The following is a 470-nucleotide window of genomic DNA, read 5'->3' as shown; positions in this document are numbered from 1 at the left end:
GAATTACGGTTGTTTTGCTTTTATCCTTATTGCTGATCAACAGATTTGTACTGAGCAGGCTTTGGCGTCCCTTTTATTCTATTTTGAACCAGATGAAAGCTTTCGAAGTAACCCGAATGGATACTATTGAACAAGAGCCAACTAAAATTGATGAGTTTAACGAGCTTAACAAGTCTGTAAATGCCATGGCCGAAAGAGTGCGGCAAGACTATAAGGAACTTAAAAGTTTTACCGATAATGCCTCGCACGAAATGATGACTCCATTAGCCGTAATTAATTCTAAATTAGATTCTTTGCTGCAAACAGAGTCGTTTACCGAGCAGCAGGGCGCATTATTGGAAGATATTTATCATGCTACAGGCAGATTATCGAGATTGCATCAATCACTATTATTGTTGGCCAAAATTGAAAATAACCTGATTCCCGATTTTCAGAACATCGAACTCAAAGAAATGACAGAAGCTAAGAGC

1 protein-coding gene is annotated in these 470 nt (G+C 38.3%); it reads left to right on the top strand.

Going from position 1 to position 470, the window contains the following annotated elements:
* Positions 1-92: 92 nt before the first annotated feature.
* A partial coding sequence (locus AC1DND_RS29385) for a histidine kinase dimerization/phospho-acceptor domain-containing protein (protein ID WP_477586564.1) occupies positions 93-470 on the top strand: 378 nt, incomplete at its 3' end.

This window comes from Pedobacter sp. 01N416 (genome assembly GCF_056399685.1).
Note: the sequence above shows the minus strand (reverse complement) of the source record. Positions and strands in the feature narration are given on the sequence as shown.